Source organism: Faecalibacterium sp. OF04-11AC (assembly GCF_003460645.1).
GTDB lineage: Bacteria > Bacillota > Clostridia > Oscillospirales > Ruminococcaceae > Faecalibacterium > Faecalibacterium prausnitzii_I.
Window position 1 is genome coordinate 19,596 of record NZ_QTVP01000004.1, and the last position, 20,378, is coordinate 39,973.

At 57.9% G+C, this 20,378-nt stretch carries 20 protein-coding genes and 1 pseudogene; 19 read left to right on the forward strand and 2 right to left on the reverse strand.

What is annotated here, in order from left to right; all coding sequences use genetic code 11:
• The first annotated feature begins 49 nt into the window (after positions 1-49).
• Together DXA70_RS02915 and DXA70_RS02920 are read left to right on the forward strand one after the other, a co-directional pair.
• On the forward strand, positions 50-472 hold the full coding sequence (locus DXA70_RS02915) for a flavodoxin (RefSeq protein WP_128117572.1): 423 nt from the start codon (positions 50-52) through the stop codon (positions 470-472).
• A 137-nt stretch (positions 473-609) separates the two neighbouring features.
• Positions 610-768 carry a DUF1540 domain-containing protein gene (locus DXA70_RS02920; protein ID WP_022257108.1) on the forward strand — a complete coding sequence of 53 codons (159 nt, stop codon included), beginning with the start codon at positions 610-612 and terminating at the stop codon, positions 766-768.
• A 78-nt stretch (positions 769-846) separates the two neighbouring features.
• Here DXA70_RS02920 and DXA70_RS02925 read toward each other — a convergent pair whose 3' ends face one another.
• Positions 847-1,461: an HAD family phosphatase gene (locus tag DXA70_RS02925; RefSeq protein ID WP_128117573.1), complete on the reverse strand. Its 615-nt coding sequence runs from the start codon at positions 1,459-1,461 to the stop codon at positions 847-849.
• Between the two features lie 152 nt (positions 1,462-1,613).
• On the opposite strand from DXA70_RS02925, the gene DXA70_RS02930 reads away from it, so the two are divergent.
• The 5 genes from DXA70_RS02930 to DXA70_RS02950 all read left to right on the forward strand — a co-directional run bounded on the left by DXA70_RS02930 (position 1,614) and on the right by DXA70_RS02950 (position 6,805).
• Positions 1,614-1,898 carry a YlmC/YmxH family sporulation protein gene (locus DXA70_RS02930; RefSeq protein ID WP_243001030.1) on the forward strand — a complete coding sequence of 95 codons (285 nt, stop codon included), beginning with the start codon at positions 1,614-1,616 and terminating at the stop codon, positions 1,896-1,898.
• A gap of 160 nt (positions 1,899-2,058) precedes the next feature.
• The gene (locus DXA70_RS02935) at positions 2,059-4,017 is read left to right on the forward strand and encodes an LTA synthase family protein (RefSeq protein ID WP_128117574.1); all 1,959 of its coding nucleotides are present in this window, start codon (positions 2,059-2,061) and stop codon (positions 4,015-4,017) included.
• A 205-nt stretch (positions 4,018-4,222) separates the two neighbouring features.
• Positions 4,223-4,945: a 30S ribosomal protein S2 gene (gene rpsB / locus DXA70_RS02940; protein WP_022257112.1), complete on the forward strand. Its 723-nt coding sequence runs from the start codon at positions 4,223-4,225 to the stop codon at positions 4,943-4,945.
• Between the two features lie 55 nt (positions 4,946-5,000).
• A complete protein-coding gene (gene tsf, locus DXA70_RS02945) occupies positions 5,001-5,921 on the forward strand; it encodes a translation elongation factor Ts (protein ID WP_022257113.1) in 921 nt (306 codons plus the stop codon).
• A 191-nt stretch (positions 5,922-6,112) separates the two neighbouring features.
• A complete protein-coding gene (locus tag DXA70_RS02950) occupies positions 6,113-6,805 on the forward strand; it encodes an alpha/beta hydrolase (RefSeq protein WP_128117575.1) in 693 nt (230 codons plus the stop codon).
• Positions 6,806-6,901: 96 nt separating this feature from the next.
• On the opposite strand, the gene DXA70_RS02955 is transcribed toward DXA70_RS02950, so the two are convergent.
• The gene (locus tag DXA70_RS02955) at positions 6,902-8,629 is read right to left on the reverse strand and encodes a carbon starvation protein A (RefSeq protein WP_128117576.1); all 1,728 of its coding nucleotides are present in this window, start codon (positions 8,627-8,629) and stop codon (positions 6,902-6,904) included.
• 717 nt (positions 8,630-9,346) lie between these two features.
• Between DXA70_RS02955 and DXA70_RS02960 the strand changes: the two genes are divergently transcribed.
• The 12 genes and pseudogenes from DXA70_RS02960 (at position 9,347) to DXA70_RS03010 (ending at position 20,375) form a co-directional block, all read left to right on the forward strand.
• Positions 9,347-9,664, forward strand: coding sequence for a YerC/YecD family TrpR-related protein (locus DXA70_RS02960; RefSeq protein ID WP_022257116.1), 318 nt, complete (start codon positions 9,347-9,349; stop codon positions 9,662-9,664).
• A 91-nt stretch (positions 9,665-9,755) separates the two neighbouring features.
• Positions 9,756-10,094: a hypothetical protein gene (locus tag DXA70_RS02965; RefSeq protein WP_022257117.1), complete on the forward strand. Its 339-nt coding sequence runs from the start codon at positions 9,756-9,758 to the stop codon at positions 10,092-10,094.
• A gap of 188 nt (positions 10,095-10,282) precedes the next feature.
• Positions 10,283-10,936, forward strand: coding sequence for an HAD-IA family hydrolase (locus tag DXA70_RS02970; protein ID WP_128117577.1), 654 nt, complete (start codon positions 10,283-10,285; stop codon positions 10,934-10,936).
• 26 nt (positions 10,937-10,962) lie between these two features.
• Positions 10,963-12,843, forward strand: a complete 1,881-nt coding sequence (locus tag DXA70_RS02975) for an SGNH/GDSL hydrolase family protein (RefSeq protein WP_128117578.1) — start codon at positions 10,963-10,965, stop codon at positions 12,841-12,843.
• A 59-nt stretch (positions 12,844-12,902) separates the two neighbouring features.
• Entirely contained in the window at positions 12,903-13,133 is a 231-nt protein-coding gene (locus tag DXA70_RS02980) for a hypothetical protein (RefSeq protein WP_243001032.1), read from the forward strand.
• Between the two features lie 76 nt (positions 13,134-13,209).
• Positions 13,210-13,950: a YjjG family noncanonical pyrimidine nucleotidase gene (locus DXA70_RS02985; protein WP_022257121.1), complete on the forward strand. Its 741-nt coding sequence runs from the start codon at positions 13,210-13,212 to the stop codon at positions 13,948-13,950.
• Between the two features lie 21 nt (positions 13,951-13,971).
• Complete coding sequence (locus DXA70_RS02990; protein WP_128117579.1) at positions 13,972-15,870, forward strand: ABC-F family ATP-binding cassette domain-containing protein; 1,899 nt, start codon at positions 13,972-13,974, stop codon at positions 15,868-15,870.
• A 19-nt stretch (positions 15,871-15,889) separates the two neighbouring features.
• Complete coding sequence (locus DXA70_RS02995; RefSeq protein ID WP_128117580.1) at positions 15,890-16,510, forward strand: Gx transporter family protein; 621 nt, start codon at positions 15,890-15,892, stop codon at positions 16,508-16,510.
• 36 nt (positions 16,511-16,546) lie between these two features.
• Positions 16,547-17,800: an LON peptidase substrate-binding domain-containing protein gene (locus tag DXA70_RS15025; RefSeq protein WP_278321307.1), complete on the forward strand. Its 1,254-nt coding sequence runs from the start codon at positions 16,547-16,549 to the stop codon at positions 17,798-17,800.
• A 26-nt stretch (positions 17,801-17,826) separates the two neighbouring features.
• Positions 17,827-19,016: pseudogene (locus tag DXA70_RS15030) on the forward strand (S16 family serine protease).
• Positions 19,013-19,621 (forward strand): ribosome biogenesis GTP-binding protein YihA/YsxC, encoded by a 609-nt coding sequence (gene yihA / locus DXA70_RS03005; protein ID WP_128117581.1) that lies wholly within the window; start codon positions 19,013-19,015, stop codon positions 19,619-19,621. The pseudogene DXA70_RS15030 and the gene yihA overlap by 4 nt, the downstream one beginning before the upstream one ends.
• Before the next feature lies 1 nt (position 19,622).
• Positions 19,623-20,375 (forward strand): class I SAM-dependent methyltransferase, encoded by a 753-nt coding sequence (locus DXA70_RS03010; protein WP_128117582.1) that lies wholly within the window; start codon positions 19,623-19,625, stop codon positions 20,373-20,375.
• Positions 20,376-20,378: the final 3 nt, after the last annotated feature.

Below are 20,378 nucleotides of genomic sequence, written 5' to 3' on the forward strand. Positions count from 1 at the left end.
AAGTTAGAGAATACTAACTAAATACATCAAAAAAGAGAGGCTGACCATTATGAGCAAAGTAGCAATCGTATTCTGGAGCGCGACCGGCAACACGGAGACCATGGCAAACTGCATTGCGGAGGGCGCAGGCGCCGCCGCCACCATCGTTCCCTGCGCGGACATGACCCCCGCAAAGCTGGGTGAGTTTGATGTGGTTGCCTTTGGCTGCCCCGCTATGGGTGCTGAGCAGCTGGAGGAGAGCGAGTTCGAGCCCATGTTCGCAGGGCTGGAGGGCTCTCTGAACGGCAAGAAAGTCGCTCTGTTCGGCTCTTACGGCTGGGGCGATGGCCAGTGGATGCGCGACTGGTGCGAGCGTGCAAAGGAGGACGGCGCTGTCCTGTTCAGCGAGGAGGGCTTCATCTGCAACGAGACTCCCGATGACGACGCACAGGCTGCCTGCCGCAAGCTGGGTGCAGATCTGGCTGCATGGTAAGCCGCTGCTCCTGAAACAGAAGCTTTTTACAGAGGGCTGGGAGAAACTCCCGGCCCTCTGTTTTTGCCGCGGGCAAAAATTGTGTATAATCTCTCCCGAAGCGGGGTATCCTAAGGGCACAAAGAGAGGTGATAACAATGGAAAACACAGGTGTTACCTGCGATGTCTGCGAGTGCCGCCACAATGTGGAAGCCTGCAAGTGTGACCTGCCGCAGATCAAGGTGACGGAACACTGCACCTGCTCCAGCCAGCAGGTGGATACCCCGCACTACTGCCAGAACTACGAGAAAAAGTAACTTCACCCGCACAAAAAATCCCCGCCGCTTTCCCACAAAGGCCCGGCGGGGATTTTGCTGATACGAAGCGGTGAGAGGTTACCGCACCACGACGTTGCAGGTGGCCAGGCTGCGCACCAGCGTGCCGACACTGTCTTTCATCCGGATGCCGACAAAGCCGAGCTCAAAGGCGGCCTGCACGTTATCCTGGCGGTCGTCGATGAAAACACTCTCGCTGGCCTTGAGGCCGTATTTGTCCAGCAGTGCCTGATAAATGCGGGGATCCGGCTTGTTGACATGGACTTCACAGGAGGCGACACCACCGTCAAACAGGCCCTGAAAATCCCGCTCCATCAGCAGGGCCAGGACATCCTCCGGGATGTTGCTCAGGTAGTAGACGCAGTAGCCGTGGGCTTTCAGCTTCTGCACCAGCTCCTGCATTTTGCGGCGGGGGCGCAGAATGTGCATCCAGTCGTCCAGCACGCCCTGCACCTCAAATACACAATCGTGCTCCTTGGCGTGGGTCAGCATCCGCTGGTTGGCCTCGTAACGGGAGAGCAGGCCGGCATCCAGCAGCTTCCACTCCTCGCTCTCAAAGGTCAGCTGGCTGACCAGCTCTTCCGTCTCGGCGTTGCAAAAGCGGTCCACAAGGTATTCCTTGGGGTCAAAATCGACCATGACGCCGCCAAAATCAAAGATGATATTTTTATACATTCCGGTTTCCTCAAATCTTGTCTGCATTTTGGGTGTGATTCCGGGCCTAGTATAGCACAACTGCCCCAGCTTTTTCCACTCTTTTTGCATGAACGCCGCTCCGGCGGCATAGGGTGGGAACAGGGAGGTGAGGGGATGACGTTCCGGGATCTGTGCACCAAGGAGATCGTCCAGCTGCAAAACGGTGTCTGCCTGGCAAAGCCGATGATCTGGAATTTGACCCGCAGACGGCGGAGATCACCAGCCTGCAGCTGCTGGGTCAGCCCCGGCTGTTCGGGCTTATGGGCCGGGAGGAAACGCTGACCATTCCGTGGCATGAGATCGAGCGGATCGGGCTGGATGCCATTCTGGTGCGCACGGAGCTGCCGGTGCCCGAGGAAATAGCGGCAAAACCGGCGGGCTTTTTCGCAAAGCTGCGCCGCTGGCTGAAAGGGTGAAAGATTTTCAGCTATCTTCCGGCCAATAGGGGCTGGATTTTGGTCAAAACCGCGCTATAATAAAGAACTGCGGGCATGGTTTGTCACCACATCCCGCGGGAAAGAAACAGGGCGGAGGCCCTGGAAAATGGATGAGTGAGAAGTGAAAGGGAACTTCTTTATGAACAAGCAATCAAACGATACGCGTACGCCGCTGCTGCTCCATGCGGCGCGGCTCGTGTTCCCGCCGCTGGCAGCGCTGGTGGTGCTGGTGCTGACGGAGTGGATCGCACGCGGCACGCTGGACGCGGATACCTTTGCACAGTACATCGAGCCCCACTGGGAAGCCTACGCCCTGGCCTGGGCGCTGCTGTTCCTGGTCTGGCTGACCGTGGACTGGCTGACCCGTTTTTCGCCGTTGGCCACGCTGGTCACAGCCATTCTGGGCTGCGTGCCCGCGGCGGTCGATTTTTACACCCTCCAGCTGCGGGGTGAGCCGTTCCTGCCGTGGGACCTGATGCAGGTCTCGGAGGCGGCTGGCGTGGCCTCGGCGGCCGGCATCCATATCCAGACCAGCATGACCGTTTCCATCGTGGTGGTGCTGGTGCTGACGGTGGGCTCGTTCTTCCTCTACCGGAAGCGGGCAAAGCTGGGCTGGCCTCAGCGGGTGGCAGGATTTGCCGCCAGCGCGGCAGCCGGCTGCGCGCTGGTGTTCTGCGTCTTTTTGCAGTCCGCCGTGACGGAGAGCCTTGGCATCCTGCCGGACGCCTGGATGCAGGATCGTTATTACCGCTACTATGGCGTCATCACCAGCTTTCTGACCAACCTGACCAATCTGGAAATTGATAAACCCGAGGAATATTCGGAAGAGGCGGTTAACGAGATCCTGGATGACGTGGAGGCGGGGGAAAAGTACTCCACCAGCCCGCTCTACCCGGAGTCCTACGGGGCAACCACCCCGGCAAATGAAGTCGTGCAGAAGCCGACCATCATCTATGTGATGGACGAGTCCTATTGGGATGTCTCGGAGCTGGAGCAGTACGGCTATCAGTTTGACACAGATGTTTCCGCCAATCTCCATGCCCTGCAGCAGACCAGTGCCTATGGCCGGGCCTACAGCCCCAGCTTTGGCGGCGGTACCTGCGATGTGGAGTTTGAGGCGCTGACGGGTTACTCCGTCTCGTTCCTGCCCAACGGTAGCAAGCCCTACCAGCAGCATGTGACCAAACCGATGTTCGCTCTGCCCAACTACCTCAAGACACAGGGCTACCAGACGGCGGCAGTGCACTGCTTCTGGGCCAAATACTGGAGCCGGGATACGGCTTACCCCAATCTGGGCCTGGATACGTTCCTCAGCCTGGAAAAAATGCACGGCGTCAACAAGGTGCGCAAGCACTACTGGACCAGCGGCCTGGTCACGGACGACTCCATGGCCGACCAGATCATTCAGCAGTATGAGAGCATGAAAGCAAGCTCGGACGCGCCGGTCTTCCTCCATGCCGTTACCATGCAAAACCACACCAATTATAATAAGGACAACTACCCCGACGACGAGCGGGTGAAAGTGCTGGAACACCCGGCGGGCCTCAAGGCTAGCACCGTGGGTGCGCTGGAGGACTTTGCAACGGGTATCCGGGATGCGGACGCCATGCTGGGCAAGCTGACGGAATACTTCTCTCAGGTGGACGAGCCGGTCATTCTGGTCTTCTGGGGTGACCACTACAACCCCATTGACTCCAACTACGATGTCTTTACCAGGAGCGGCTACGCCAGCGATTCCAGCGCGGACCCAAAGCTCCACCAGACCACCCTGCTGATGTGGTCGAACTACACGGACAAGCCGGTAGATCTGGGCACCATCGCCGCTTACGATATCTCCCCGGTGATGATGAACATTTACGGCCTGAAGCAGCCGCTCTATTTCCAGTATCTCAACCGGCAATTGCAAGTGGCCTGCCGCAGCAATACCCGCGGCACGATTCTGAACCGGGACGGCAGTACAACGAATACGATGACCGCCCTGCAGCAAAAATGGAATCAGAACCACTGGATGCTCCAGTATGACCTCATGTTTGGCAAAGGCTACGCGCTGGACCGGATGGATATGGCAGGGCTGGGGGAGAGCAGCACGGACAAATGAGAGAATTTTGACGCGTCTTTTTGTAAAAAAGAGCGAAAAGCACTTGAATCTTCTTCACTTTTGTGCTACTATTACTTAGCATTACACACGCATCACTATGCCCTTTTGTGCCCAATCGCGGGTGGAGGGCAGTCCGGCCCCGTCCGATGCGGCGGCAGGATCACGGTGTGCGGAGGCAAAACAAATTTTTGGAGGTAATTTTACTATGGCAGTCGTTTCTATGAAGCAGCTTCTCGAGGCAGGTGTGCACTTCGGTCACCAGACCCGTCGTTGGAACCCCAAGATGGCGAAGTATATCTTCACCGAGCGCAACGGCATCTATATCATCGACCTGCAGAAGACCGTTAAGAAGCTGGATGAGGCTTACAACTACGTGAAGGAAGTTGCAGCTGAGGGCGGCGACATCCTGTTCGTCGGCACCAAGAAGCAGGCTCAGGAGTCCATCCGTGACGAGGCTCTGCGCTGCGGCATGCACTATGTCAATGCTCGCTGGCTGGGTGGTATGCTGACCAACTTCCGCACCATCCGTAAGCGCATCGACCGTATGGATCAGCTGGCAAAGATGAAAGAGAATGGCACCTTTGAGCTGCTGCCCAAGAAAGAGGTTGCTAAGCTCGAGCTCGAGATGGAGAAGCTGGACAAGTACCTGGGCGGCGTCAAGAACATGAAGACCCTGCCGAAGGCAATGTTCATCGTTGACCCCCACAAGGAGCGCATTGCTGTTGCTGAGGCCCGCAAGCTGAACATCCCCATCGTGGCTATCGTTGATACCAACTGCAACCCCGATGAGATCGACTACGTCATCCCCGGCAACGACGACGCAATCCGCGCTGTCAAGCTGATCGCTGGCGCTATGGCTGACGCTGCGCTGGAAGGCAAGCAGGGCAACCAGGAGGCCGCTCCCGCTGAGGACGCAGCAAACGCCTGATTTCCCAAAGATCCCGCAAACAACCTGTGAATAACGTGTAAGGGAGAATACTAAAATGGCTATTTCTGCAAAGGACGTTATGGAGCTGCGCAAGCAGACTGACTGCGGCATGATGGAGTGCAAGAAGGCTCTGACCGAGGCTGACGGCAACTTCGAGAAGGCTATTGAGATCCTGCGTGAGCGTGGTCTGGCTACCGCCGCTAAGAAGGCTGGCCGCATTGCTGCCGAGGGTATGGTCTACGCTGATTACTGCCCCGAGTGCAAGGTCGGTGTTGTCATCGAGGTCAACGCTGAGACCGACTTCGTCGCCAAGAACGACAAGTTCGTCGATTTCGTCAAGAAGGCTACCAAGGTCATCATGGAGCAGAACCCTGCTGACGTTGAGACCCTGATGAACTGCAAGATGGGCGATGAGACTGTCGATCAGGCTCTGAAAGAGCTGATCCTGGTCATCAAGGAGAACATCAAGGTTCGCCGCTTCACCCGTTACGAGGGCGTCTGCTCTGCATACGTCCACGGCGGCGGCACCCACGGCATCCTGGTCAACTTCGAGACCACCAATGGCATCGAGGCAAAGGACGAGTTCGTCGCTTACGGCAAGGACATTGCCATGCAGGTCGCAGCTGCCAACCCCAGCTACGTCGATGAGGCTTCTGTCCCCGCTGAGGTCGTTGCCAAGGAGAAAGAGATCATGCTGGTTCAGATGTCTCAGGATCCGAAGAATGCCAACAAGCCCGAGGCTGTGAAGCAGAAGATGATCGAGGGCAAGATCAAGAAGTTCTTCAAGGAGAACTGCCTGGTCGATCAGGAGTTCGTCAAGGATGGCGACCTGTCTGTTGCTCAGTACACCGCTAAGGTCGCTAAGGACCTGGGCGGCGACATCAAGATCGTCAAGTTTGCTCGTTTCCAGAAGGGCGAGGGCCTGGAGAAGCGCGCTGACGACTTCGCTGCTGAAGTTGCAAGCATGGTGAAGTAATTTAACCTTTGGGTTGAATCTGGGAGCTGCAGTACCCGTAACAGGGCGCTGCGGCTCCTTTTTTGTTTGTGTTTGGCGGGCGGATGTGCTATCATAGAGAAAACGGAAAGAAGGGAGGACGAAAAGCAATGCGCAGTGTAAACAAAACGTCTCTCCGAATGGAGAGCATGATCGGATAAGGAGAATCCCTTATGAAAAAACAAACCATGACCATTGCCGGCATCCCGGCTGTCCTGTACGGCAGCCGGAGCCGCAGGGTCTATCTCTATGTCCACGGCAAGAACGGCTGCAAGGAAGAGGCAGAGCGCTTTGCCGGTACAGCCTGTGCAGCAGGCTGGCAGGTGCTGGCCATCGACCTGCCCGAGCATGGCGCACGGAAAAACAGTCCCGAGCAGCTACTGCCGTGGGTGGCTGTGCCGGAGATAGAAGCCGTATATGCCCGCATGAAGCCGGTGTGGGCGCATATCCGGCTGTATGGCGTGAGCATCGGCGCGTGGCTTGCCATGCAGGCGCTGCAGGGAGACGCGCCGGAACAGGCCCTGCTGGCCTCTCCGGTGGTGGATATGGAAAATCTCATCACGAATATGATGCAATATGCCCATGTGACCGAGGAACAGCTGCAGCGGGCAGGGGAGATCCCCACGGATCTTGGGGAGACCCTCTCGTGGCCGTATCTGTGCTGGGTGCGGGAACATCCGCTGCACTGGCATGGCCGCACGCAGGTGCTGTATGGTGACAGAGATGCCCTGACCAGCCGCACCATGATCGAGCGCTTCCGTCAGGAAAGCGGGGCGCATCTGACGATCATGGAGGGCGGGGAACACTGGTTCCACACCCCAGTGCAGATGGCTGCTGTGCAAGTGTGGGAAGAATCAAACCTCTGATTTTTAAAACGATCACAAACAAAAATGCCGCCGACGGCTTTTCTTCCGTCAGCGGCATTTTGCCTATTCTGTTAAGGGATGCTCCGATTTGAGAGATCAGACCTTTGCTTCGCTGTTCTTCTCCGCTTTCTTGTAAGCGTTCAGGGAGTGGAACACGATGTTCAGGCCCAGAACGATCAGCAGGATGGCCAGGATCAGCTGCAGGCCGTTTGCGATAAACACAGCACCCCAAGTGGTCTCACCAGCGGGGATGGAGACAGAAGCGGCTGCGCTGATGGCCTTGACCATTGCAATCAGGCGCTGCACCAGAGCGGTAAAGGTGACGCAGAGCATGATGATCAGCGGGGGGAACAGCATCTTGTTGTTGCGGCCGGTGACCTTCAGGAACACGCACAGGGTGGCCAGAACCAGAGCGCTCAGCAGCTGGTTGGCGGAACCGAACAGGGGCCAGATGTTAGCATAGCCGATCTTGGTCAGCAGGAAGCCGAAAGCCAGGGTGATAAAGGTGGAGAAGTAGACGTTGCAGAACAGCTTGCGCCAGCCCTCAGCATGCTCCATGTCGTCCACACTGAACAGTTCCTGGAAGCTCATGCGGCCGATACGGGCCACAGCATCCAAGCTGGTCAGTGCCAGAGCGGAAACGCACATGGTCATAAAGACAGTAGCGGCATACACGGGAACGCCGAACATCTCAAAGAAACCGGCAACACCAGTAGAGAAGATCTGGAACGGGGTACCGGCAGCAGGGGTGCCATCGGCAGCAGCGGCGGCACCGGCAACGCACAGGGCCAGAACAGCCAGCAGGCTCTCCAGGATCATGGCACCGTAACCAACCTTGAGCATGTCTTTCTCGTTCTCAACGGTCTTGGAAGAAGTACCGGAAGAAACCAGGCTGTGGAAGCCGGAGACAGCGCCGCAGGCAACCGTGACGAACAGGATGGGGAACATGGTGCCCAGCTTCTCGTTGGTGAAACCAGTGAAGACCGGCAGGTTCATGGTGGGGTGAGCGACCAGCAGGCCGACCACGGCACCGGCGATCATGGCCACGAACATAAAGGTAGTCATGTGATCACGGGGCTGCTTGAGCAGCCACATGGGCAGGACAGCTGCAAAGAAGATGTAAACAAAGGTGATATAGCTCCAGGCTGCCTTGCCGAAGACCAGGGGAACATTTGCGCCGATGACGAAAGACAGCACGATGAAGACGATGCTGATAACGCTTTCTTTCCAGCCGGAGAAGTTGAACTTCTTCTGGATCAGGCCAAAGATCACGGCGAAGACCATGAACATGATGGAAACCATGCCGGCAGCGCCGTTGGTCTGAGCAGCAGCGGACAGAGCGCCATCGGTACCATAAGCATTAAAGGTACCGGCAACCATGTCTGCGAAGGCGGCAATAACGATGCCGCAGAACAACCAGCAGAACAGCAGGAACAGCTTGCGGCCGGTCTTGCCGATGTACTTCTCGATCAGCATGCCCATGGACTTGCCATCATTCTTGACGGAAGCGTACAGAGCGCCGAAGTCGGTGACAGCACCAAAGAAGATGCCGCCGATCAGGACCCACAGCAGGACGGGCAGCCAGCCGAAAGCGGCAGCCTGGATGGCACCGGTGACAGGGCCTGCACCTGCAATGGAGCTGAACTGGTGTGCAAACACGGTCCAGCCATTGGTGGGAACATAGTCGCGGCCGTCCTCATGGACGACAGCAGGGGTCTTTGCTTTGGGGTCGACGCCCCATTTGTTTGCCAGCCAGCGGCCGTAGAACGTGTAAGCGCCCAACAGACACACCGCTGCAATCAAAACGATGACCAGCGTATTCATTTCTTTTGAACCTCTTTCCTTTCTTTCAAACGGCAACGCGTCCGTGACACGGCAGCTGCCTTGCAAAACCACAGACGGAACGGCGGCGCGGGGGTCGAAAAAAGCCTCCCTCTCCAAAAGATGGAATGCAGGAAACATCCATCCATCGAAGACGAAGGCTTGCTACAGTGCATCTGCACTGAGATCTCCGCGGTACCACTTCGTTTGCTGTTTTGCAAAACAGCCGCTTGTGAACGTACAGCTCCCCACACAACAACGGGAACGATACGCCGCCCTGTAACGTAGGCTGCACGGCCATGTACTACTGGAAACGGCGCTGTACCGTTCTGTTCGCGCAGGCTGCTCGCAGGTGAGGGCCCTTTGTGCCTCGCTGTCGCCTCGCATCAGACCGGCGACTCTCTCAAAGTGGGTGTGCAAAGGGTCATGTCCTGTTCATTGCATTTGCCGAATGATTGTGTATACTTTAGCCCCGTTTTCATAAATTGTCAATATATTTTGAGCAAGTTAGGAGACTCTGCCATTTTTGAAAAGTTTCAATTAAGAATTTTTAGACGATTTTCTTTCAGATGTGAGATGAATAAAACTTGGCCCTTTGTAAGGTGAAAAAAGCTGAATAGGGGGAATCTCGCGTGGAATACTTGACTTTTACACTTTCAAGTGCTAAAGTGATAATGCAACGAAAAAAGAACATCAGCAGTGCCGCAAAGGAGACCCACTATGGCTGAAAAAAATAACCGCAGAAACAAAACCACCGACGCGCTCTTTGATGCCATCCTCAGCCTGGAGACGCGGGAAGAGTGCTATAACTTTTTTGAAGACCTCTGTACGGTCAAAGAAATCTCAGATATGGCCCAGCGGCTGGAAGCTGCAAAGCTCCTGCTGGGCGGCAGCACCTATGACCAAATCGTCAAAGCCGTGGAGATCAGCACCGCCACCATCAGCCGGATCAACCGCTGCATCCAGTACGGCTCCGGCGGCTATCGGGATACCATTGAAAAAGTAGAGGCCAGAGCCGCAGGGGAGAACCCGCAGTAAAATGGCGCCGCGGGTGGCGCCTGGAGCGGCAGGCACATAGAATGGGGTGCGCACAGGTGCGCAATTTCAGACCGGAAAGGATGACCCCTCTATGGCAAATACCACGGATTGCCCCGGCACCCTCAATTGTCCCGCGCTGCCCCGCGTCTCGCTGGATCAGGCGGTGATCGACCTGCTGGAGAGCATCGCCCTGCAGGAATCCGCCCTCAGCCACATCCTCTGCGCCGAGAGCCAGAAGATGAAGACCGCCATGGGCATGGAAGAGCTGGACCTCTGCAAACTGCTGGAAGTCAACGATTCGGCCACCAATATGGTGCACGCCGTGGCCAACCTGGAAATGATGCTCAAGGATAAGCTGGAATTCATCTCCAACAACCTCTATTATCCCTCTACCGGGGAGAGCGGTTCCGCCACAAGCGCTCAGGAATAAAAGAATGGAAAATGCCTGTCCGTGCCCTGCTGGCCCGGGCGGGCATTTTTGCGCTCCGGCAGGCCGCGCCGGGCAGAGATGCATAGAATAATGTATAAAATTCAGAAAAACGATTTGTTGGAATTGCTGAGGAGCGAAATCTGTGTTATACTATATAGCGTGTATATCAAATGAAAGGGGAATAAACCTTGCTGAAATACAATGCCATCCTGTTTGACGTGGACGGAACGCTCATTGATTCCGCTCCTGGCATTCTCCATACATTAGAAGAAGTCTTCCACACCATGGGCGTGGATACCACGAATGTCAACCTCCGCCGCTACCTGGGCCCGCCGCTCCGCAAGAGCTTCGGGGAGCATTTTACCGACCCGGCGCAGATCGAAGAGGCTACGGAGCGGTACCGGACAAGCTACCATGAGAAAGGCAGCCACGAGTGTGCCGTCTTCCCGGGCGTGCCGGAGATGCTCCGCCGCCTGAAAGAGGCCGGGCTCGTCCTCTGCACGGCTACGTCCAAGCCGACGCGGGTCGTGACCCCCATTCTGGAAGAGCAGGGCCTGGCAGAGTATTTTGATTTTATCGGCGGCGCTTCCATGGACGAGAGCCGGGACACCAAGACCGCCGTTGTCCGTTATGTGCTCACCCAGCCCATGATGCAGGGCAAGCGGGTGCTGATGGTCGGTGACCGCAACGATGACATGCGCGGTGCAGCGGACTGTGGGCTGGATGCGGCAGGTGCTCTGTACGGCTATGGCAGCCGGGAAGAGCTGGAGCCGTTCCACCCGGTCATTCTGGCCAAGGACTGCGCGGATCTGGCAGACCAGATCCTGCACATGGCCGAGTAAGTTTGAAAGCGAAATGGTGAAAGAACATGAGTCGAAATACACAACCGGAAAAACGCTCCATGACCCCGATGCAGAAGCAGGCGGTTCTGGTCTGCGTGATCTGTGTGCTGGCGGCCTTGCTGACAGCAGGAATTACCACGGCGCTCCTCAAGCGGGGAAAAACGCCCGCGGCCAATGAGCCTGCGGCCTCGGAGCCGCAGTCTGTAGACCCGACCAAGACGGACGGGGATCTGGCAGGCCATTATCAGATCAACAACGCGTCCAGCGCCCTGCTGACCGAAACGGCTGATGCAGGCAGCGAGTATCAGGACAGCACCCTCTTCCTGGGCGATTCCAATACCGTCCGCCTCTACAACAACGGCCTTGTCTCCCTGCAGCAGTTCTGCGCCCGGGAGGGCATCGGCACGCAGGTGGCCCTGAACGAGGGCATCGTGACCTTTAAGGGCGATAACAACCACTATACCATTGCACAGGCCGTGGCTAAGATGAAGCCCCGCCGCGTGGTGATGACCTTTGGCACCAACGATACCGGCATGGAGGTGCAGGATTTCATCAGCAACTACACCGCGCTGGTGCAGGCCGTTCAGGCGGCTTATCCTTATACGGACATCATTGTCAACACCGTGCCGCCCATCCCGGAGAATCATTCTTCCTACCCCCACATGGATCAGGCCAAGATCGACGACTTCAACATGGCACTGCTGAATATGTGCGAGCAGCTGGGCCTCAAGTTCCTCAACACGGCTGAGACGCTCAAGGGCGAGAACGGCTATGGGAACCCGGATTACTACACCGACGGTGACATCCACCTCAAGAGTGCAGGCCTGAAAGCGGCGCTGACTTACCTGCGCACCCATGCTTATCAGACCGAGGACCGCCGTCCGGATACCAATAACATCCCCACCCGCACGCTGGAGTATGTCTCCAACCCCAGCTCCGCGGTGGCGGCTCCCAGCTCGGAGGCAGTCAGCGAGAGCACAAGCGTGAGCGAGTCCGTCAGTGAGTCCGCAAGCTCCTCCGGCAGCGAGAGCACTTCCACCGAGGCGAAGTTTGAAGCCCGCTACCAGGTGGAAAAGAGCGGCGGCGGCACCCTGACCACCGGGGACAGCACCGGCAACAACTCGGTGAGCTATAAGGTGAATGACCCCGGCAAGTCCATTACCGTGACGGCTGTCCCTGCTGAGGGCCATGTCTTTGTCAAGTGGAGCGATGGTGTCACCAGCAAGACCCGCACGGATACCAACTTCAAGCAGAACCTGGATGTCACTGCCATCTTTGGCGCGGCGTCTGTCCGCATCACCAGCGAGGGACACGCCACGCTGGGCAGCGCCTACACCTTTAAAGCAAGCCTGAACGGCAAGTACGCCAGCGCGGAGAACCTGCACTGGTACGCCAACGGCGCGGAGATCAAGGCGGCTGCCGGTATGACCAGTATCACCGTCAAGGTCGATGCTTCCATGGTGAACACATCTTATAAGATCCACGCCGCCATCGTCTACAATGGCTCCACCGTCAACAGCAACAGCCTGGCGGTCTCCATTGGCAGCGGCGTCACCTCGGAGTCCGGTTCCCAGTCCGGGAGCTCCTCCGGGAGTACATCCAGCAGTTCGAGCTCCAGTGCTTCGTCTGGCAGCTCGTCTTCCAGCGCCTCCAGCACCAGCGAGGCAGCCAGCTCGTCCCACGCGGAGAGCTCCAGTGCTTCCACCAACGAGAGCCACAGCACTTCGGCCAGCGAATCGAAGGCAGAGTCCAAATCGGAAACAGCTTCCAGCTCTGAGGCGAAGAGCGAAACTTCCAGCTCTTCCAAAAGTGAGAGTGCTTCTTCTTCCGAAAATGATGTGGCGCCCAGCGCTTCTTCCAACACAGAGGCTTCTGCCAGCAAAGAAGTACAGAGCACCGCTGAATAACAGCGTGGAAACCTTTTCGCCCCGGGCTGCATAGGCTGGGCGGAGAGGAGGAATGCACCATGGCAGTGCCCGCAGCCGAAACCATGCTGGCGCGTGGTGTCCCGGGGGCCGAAGATGTCACTGATGGTGATGTGGATTACTACGGGACCGACTGGATCAATGTGGAAAACGCTGCCACCGAGGAACAGATGCAGAAATGCTTCTCAAAGCCCTGCGGCGGCACAGCCCGCTGCACCGGAAACACACCGGAGCAGACCGACGGGCAGGACTACGAAATGATCCAGGAATAAAAACAAAATATCGGGAAGCCAGCTCTGTTTGGCGGGGCTGGCTTCTCGCTGTTATCCAATGAGAGAGGGGAACACAATGGCAAAATATTATTGCGTCCTGTTTGACGCGGACAATACACTTTTGAACTTTGACGCCGCCGAGAGCAAGGCTCTGGCGGAAACGCTGGTCAATTACGGCATTGAGCCGGATGCAGAGACGGTGCAGACCTACCGCACCATCAACGAAGAGCTCTGGAAACAGCTGGAAAAGGGCCAGATCCGCCGCGAAAAGCTGATGAGTGAGCGCTTTACCCGCTTTCTGAAAGCGGTCAACGCTGCCGGCAACGGCGTGGAGATGAACCGCTATTATCTGGAGCGCCTTTCCACCCATCCGGACCTGATGAGCCCCAATGTGCTGGAAGTGCTGAGCGAGCTTTCCGAGGTGGCCACGCTGGCCATTGTGACCAACGGCTTTGACAAGGTGCAGAGCCGCCGTGTGGCGGAGTCGGGCATTGCACCGCTTCTGGAGGACGTTTTCGTCTCCGAGAAGCTGGACAGCGAGAAGCCCAACCGCAAGATCTTTGACGCGGCCCTCCGCTCTTTGGGCGTGGAGAACCGCGAACATGTGCTGATGGTGGGCGACAGCCTCTCCAGCGATATCCAGGGCGGCATCAACGCCGGGCTGGATACCTGCTGGTTCAACCCCAGCCACAACGAGAACCCGGGCAAAGTCTGCCCCACCTATGAGATCGAAACGTTGGAAGAGCTGTACCCGCTGGTGATGGAGCCGGAAGAGCTGGCCAATCTGGGCCAGAAGCACCGCCGCCACCAGCCGTAAGAGAATGGAATTGAGAAAACTATGCTGATTCATCTGGAAAAACTGGGCAAGAGCTTTGGCGAGAAGATCGTCCTGCACGATGTGACGGCCAGTGTCGAGCGGGAAGACCGCATTGGCATTGTGGGCCAGAACGGCGCGGGCAAGACCACTCTGCTCAAGATCCTGACCGGGGAATATACGGATTATGAGGGCGAGTTCAGCGTGACCCACGGTGTGACGCTTGGCTACCTGGAACAGAATGCAAAGCTCGATGTCACGCTGGATATCTACGGCGAGATGCGTTCTTCGTTCGCCCATGTGCTGGACGCCATGGCAAAAATGCAGATCCTGGAGCGCAAGATGGCCGCCAGCCCCGAGGATACCTCGCTGCTGGAGCAGCACGATGCGCTGCAGAACGTCATTGACGCAGCCGATGGCTACAATATGGATGTCAACATCAAAAAGGTGCTGTCCGGCATGGGCTTTGCGCAGGACACCTGGGAAAAGAATGTCGGCGTCCTGTCGGGCGGCGAGCTGACCCGCCTGCGGCTGGCAAAACTGCTGCTGGAAAAGCCGGATGTCCTTATCCTGGACGAGCCCACCAACCACCTGGACTTTGCCACCATGGAATGGCTGGAAAACTACCTCAAGAGCTATTCCGGCGCGGTGCTGGTGGTCAGCCATGACCGCTATTTCCTGGACCACATCTGTACCAAGATCTGGGAAGTTTCGTTCCAGACCATGACGACCTATAAGGGGAACTTCTCGGCCTACCTGCCCCAGAAAGAAGCGGCGGATGCCCTGCGCCAGAAGCAGCACGATGCGGATGTGGCACTGGCTGAAAAGCTTCAGGATTATGTGGACCGCAACCTCGTCCGGGCTTCCACCACGAAAATGGCCCAGAGCCGCCGCAAACAGCTGGAAAAGCTGGAAATTACCGAGGCCCCCAAAGATGAGACCAACCAGCTCAAATTCCGCTTTGAATATGATGTGGAGCCCTGGAATGAGCTGGTGCTGATGAAAAACCTGACCATCCGGATCGGGGAGCGGACACTGCTGGAGCCGTTTACTTACACGGTCCACCGTGGAGAGCGGCTCATCATCGCGGGTCCCAACGGTGCGGGCAAATCCACCATGATGCAGGTGCTGGACGGCAAGCGCCGTCCCTCCGGCGGCATGGTGCGGCTGGGCACTGGTGCCCGGCCCAGCATTTTTGCTCAGCAGCAGAACCGTCTGGGCGCGGGCCGTGTCATTGACGTCATCTGGAACAAGTACCCCCGGATGACGGAGCTGGAAGTCCGCAGCCATCTGGCAAAGCTGGGCTTCCGGGGGGAGACGGTCTTTAAGCCTTGCGAGGCACTTTCCGGCGGCGAGCTTGCTCGCCTGCGCTTTGCGGAGATCGTGCTGGAGCGGCCGAACCTGCTGTTTCTGGACGAGCCCACCAACCATTTGGACATCTACACCCGTGAGAACCTGACCGAGGCCCTGATGGCCTACACCGGCACGTTGCTCATGGTCACGCATGACCGCCACCTGATGAACAGCCTGGCCTGCCCGATCCTGTATCTGGAAGATGGCAAGGCGACGCTCTACCCGAGTTATGATGCCCTGATGGGCCGCTCCGATCCCGCGCCGGTCGTGGAAAAATCCTCGGAGCCCGCAAAGCTGGGCTACGGCAAGGAGCAACGCCGCCGCCGCGCCGAGCTGCGGGCCAAGATCAAGGCCTGCGAGGACGAGATGGAGGCCTGCGGTGCCCGGGAAGTGGAGCTGGACAACGAGATCAATTCCCCGGAGGTGTACAACGACCCGCAGCTGCTTCGGGAAAAGAGTGATGAGCTCTCGGATCTGCGGTTCCATCAGGAGGAGCTGTTTGCCGCCTGGGAAGCTGCCATGGAAGAGCAGGAACAGTACGAGCAGGTGCAGGCAGGAGAGAACGAATGATGGACGGAGGAATGTGCCGATGAACCCGAAACGCGGCAGCAAAACGCAGGACATCGCCCTTTCCGGCCTGCTGTTTGCACTGGCCATGGCTCTCTCTTTTGTGGAGGGCACGCTGGTCATCCCCGGGCTGATGCCTGGCATGAAGCTGGGCCTGGCGAATATTGTGGTGATGTATGCGCTGTTTTTCATGGGAGGAAAGCAGGCACTGGTGCTGGACCTGCTCAAGGCGCTGTTCGTCTTTCTGGTCTCCGGGTGGACGGCGGGTTTCCTCTCCCTGTGCGGCGGGTTATTCTCGCTGCTGGTGATGTGGGTGCTGTACTATCATTTCCCGGTGCAGCCCACCTGGTTCATCCTCTCGGTCTGCGGTGCGCTGGCCCATAATGTCGGCCAGCTGCTGGGGGCCAGTGTCATCCTCTCCTCGGCCATGTCGCTCTATTACGCACCCGTCATGCTGGTATTCGGCCTCATCATGGGCTTGCTCACATCCATCACCCTGCGGGCCCTGCTGCCCGCCCTGGGCCGCCTGGCTACAACACCCGCGAAAAGCGCGGTTGAGCGCGCCCCGGTTGCAAGCGGAGCCGCTTTCCGCTATAATACGATCTACAAGTGTTACCCAACAAGAAAACTGCCCTCACGATGACGCGCATCTGCCCGGGCAGTTGGGAGGTTTTGCAATATGTCTGAAAAAGTAACTGTCAAGGTGGAGCGCAATGTCCTCCATCTTCCGGCCATTGCCCTGCGGGGGCTTGTGGTCTTCCCCAACAACCTGCTTCACTTTGAGGTGGGCCGCGACAAGAGCATTGCGGCTGTGGAATGGGCCGTGAGCAATAACTCCGATGTCTTCCTCATCGCACAGAAAGAGATGAAAGTGGAAGACCCCAATGCCGCCGACCTGTGCACTTACGGCGTTGTAGCCGAGATCAAGCAGGTGATGCGGGTGTCGGACGACCTTGTCCGCATCCTGGTGGAGGGCAAATACCGCGCAAAGCTGACCCAGCTGGATACGGACGGCAGCTTCCTGCTGTCCACGGTCCGTTCCGCCCCGGTCAAGCAGGCAAAGCCGGAGGAGCAGCCCGAAGTGGATGTGCTGGTCCGCAACGTCAAAAAGAGTTTTGACGAGCTGCTGGCCCTCAACCCGCACATCGGCAAGGACGTGGTGTTTACCATCACCACCAGCACGGACCCTGTCTTCCTGTCCGAGTACATCCCGGCCAACCTGTTGTTCCGTTTTGAGGACAAACAGGCCATTCTGGACGAGGGCACGCTGCTGGGCCGCCTGAAGCTGCTGATTGAAAAGATGCACCGGGAGCGCCGGATGCTGGAGATCGACAAAGAGATCGCCCAGAAAGTGGACGAAGCGATGGACAAAAACCAGCGCGACTACTACCTGCACGAGCAGCTGCACATGATCAGCGAGGAGCTGGGCGAGGACGACGACACCACCGCCGAGGCGGAGGAGTACCGCCGCAAGATCACGGCCCTGCACCTGGACGAGGAGCGGGAGAAGAAGCTCCTCAAAGAAGTGGACCGCCTGGCCAAGATGCAGAGCAGCAACCAGGAGGGCACGGTCATCCGCACCTATCTGGATACCTGCCTGGACCTGCCCTGGAATACGTTCACAGAGGATGACCTTGATATTGCCAAGGCACAGCGCATCCTGGACCGCGACCACTATGGCCTGAAAAAGGTCAAGGACCGCATTCTGGAAGTGCTGGCTGTCCGCAAGCTGGCCCCGGATGTCAAGGGCCAGATCATCTGCCTCGTCGGCCCTCCGGGTGTTGGCAAGACCAGCATTGCCCGCTCCATTGCCGAGAGCCTGAACCGTAAGTATGTCCGCCTGAGCCTGGGCGGTGTGCGGGATGAGGCGGAGATCCGCGGCCATCGGCGCACCTACATCGGCGCGATGCCGGGCAAGATCATCACGCTATGATCACGGCCAAGAGCGCCAACCCGCTGATGTTGCTGGATGAGATCGACAAGCTGGCGGGCGATTTCCGGGGTGACCCGGCCGCCGCGCTGCTGGAGGCACTGGACCCGGAGCAGAACAGCACGTTCAACGATCATTTCATTGATATGCCGTTTGACCTGAGCCATGTGCTCTTCATCACCACGGCCAACGACCTGAGCGCCATCCCCGGCCCGCTGCGCGACCGTATGGACGTCATCGAGTTGCCAAGCTATACTCGGGTAGAAAAATACAACATTGCGAAAAAACATCTGGTGCCCAAGCAGCTGGAGGCCTGTGGCCTGAGCGGCAAAGTCACGTTCTCCCAGAGCGCCCTGTACGGCATCATCGATGGCTATACCCGGGAAGCGGGTGTCCGCAACCTGGAGCGCACCATCACCAGTGTCCTGCGCAAGTGTGCCCGCCAGATCGCTTCCGGCGAGGCGGAGACGGTCTCTGTGACCGGTACCACGCTGGAAAAGCTGCTGGGACCCCGTATCGTCAAGCCGGACTTCCTCAACCGCACCAATGCCATCGGCATTGCCAACGGCCTGGCCTGGACCAGCATCGGCGGCGAGACCCTGCCCATTGAGGTGCAGGTCATCGACAACGGTTCCGGCAAGATCACCGTGACGGGTTCTCTGGGCGACGTGATGAAAGAGAGTGCCCAGCTGGCCATTACCTATGCCCGTGTCCATGCGGCAGAGTATGGTATTGACCCGGAGCGGCTCAAGAAGTGCGACCTGCACATCCACGCCCCGGAGGTGCTGTGCCCAAGGACGGCCCCTCGGCGGGTGTCACCCTGACCACGGCCCTCATCTCCTGCCTGTCCGGCATCCCGGTGCGGGGCGATGTGGCCATGACGGGCGAGATCACCCTCCACGGCAATGTGCTGCCCATCGGCGGCCTGCGGGAAAAGAGCATGGCCGCTTACCGCGAGGGGATGAAGACGGTCCTCATCCCCAAGGACAACGTCTCCGACCTGTATGAGGTGGACGATGAGGTCAAGAAGAACCTCGAGTTCCTGCCCATGTCCAATCTTTCTCAGGTGCTGAACGCAGCGCTGCTCAAGCCGAAAGCGGCGGCCACCCACCCCCGTACCAAGAAGAGCACGAAGCTGCCGATGCCGCCGCCATGTCCCAGACTGCAGAAAAGCCCAAGACCGGTGCCGTCTGCTGAGAGGAAAGGGAAGCTTTTATGAATTACAACAAAGCGGATTTTATGGCCAGCTATGGTATTTCCAGCCAGCTGCCCGACAGTGACCGCCCGGAGATCAGTTTCTCCGGCCGCTCCAACGTGGGCAAATCCAGCCTCATCAACAAGCTGTGCAGCCGCAAAAACCTGGCCCGCGTTTCGGCCACGCCGGGCAAAACGGCTACCATCAACTTTTATGAGGTGGACAGCTGTTATTTTGTGGATCTGCCCGGCTACGGCTACGCCAAAGTAAGCAATGCGGACCGTGAGCGCTGGGATGACCTCATCAACAGCTACTTTGAGGCCCAGCGCCACCACACCCTGCTGGTGCAGCTGCTGGATTGCCGCCATGCCCCCAGCGCCGATGATTTCCAGATGCTCAAGTACCTGCACTACCATCAGATCCCCTATGTGGTGGCGCTGACCAAGGCGGATAAACTCAAAAAGAGCCAGCTGACCAAGACGCTGGAGGAGTTTGAAAACACCTGCCGCCCCTATGGCTGCCAGAAAGTGGTACTGACCAGCGGCGAAAACGGCTACGGCATCCCGGAGCTGCAGGCCATTCTCAACAAAGCCATAGAGACAGAGTTTGCGGACGAGGACGCCGAATAAGATGGCATACAACGAATTTGCATACTTTTACGATGAATTCAACGGGGCAGCGGACTACGACGCCCTGTATGAGCACATCCAGAACGAGCTGAACGCCCACGGCATCCGGGACGGCATTCTGGCTGACCTTGGCTGTGGCACGGGGGAGTTGACCCTAATGCTGACCCAGGCCGGGTATGATATGATCGGCATTGACCAGTCCGAGGAGATGCTTTGCGTTGTCCGGGATAAAGCGGAACAGCTGGGTCTGTCCGGCAAGCTGCTGCTCCTGCGGCAGGACCTGCTCAAGCTGGACCTGTACGGTACCATCCGGGGAGCGGTCTCCACCTTTGATACGTTCAATCACATCCCGGACCTCGACACGGCCATTGCCAACGCTGGCTTCTTTATGGAGAAAGGCGGCGTCTTCCTCTTTGATATGAACACCCCCTACAAGCACAAAAACGTGCTGGGGGAGAACACGTTCACCTTTGAGGAGGAGGACGCCTGCTGTGTCTGGAAAAACCACTACAACGCGGCCGACCGCCGGGTGGAGATCAGCGTGGAGATCGACTACCGGGAGACGGGAGAACATTTCCATGAGGCGTTCAGTGAGTACACCTACGATCTGGACACCATCCGCACGGCACTGGAGAAGCACGGTTTTGTGCTGGAGAGCGTCTGCGACGGTGAAACGTTCGGCCCGCTGACCGAGAAGAGCGAGCGCTATTTCTTCTGCGCGGTCAAACAGCATACGCAATTGGAGGAAGACTGAAAA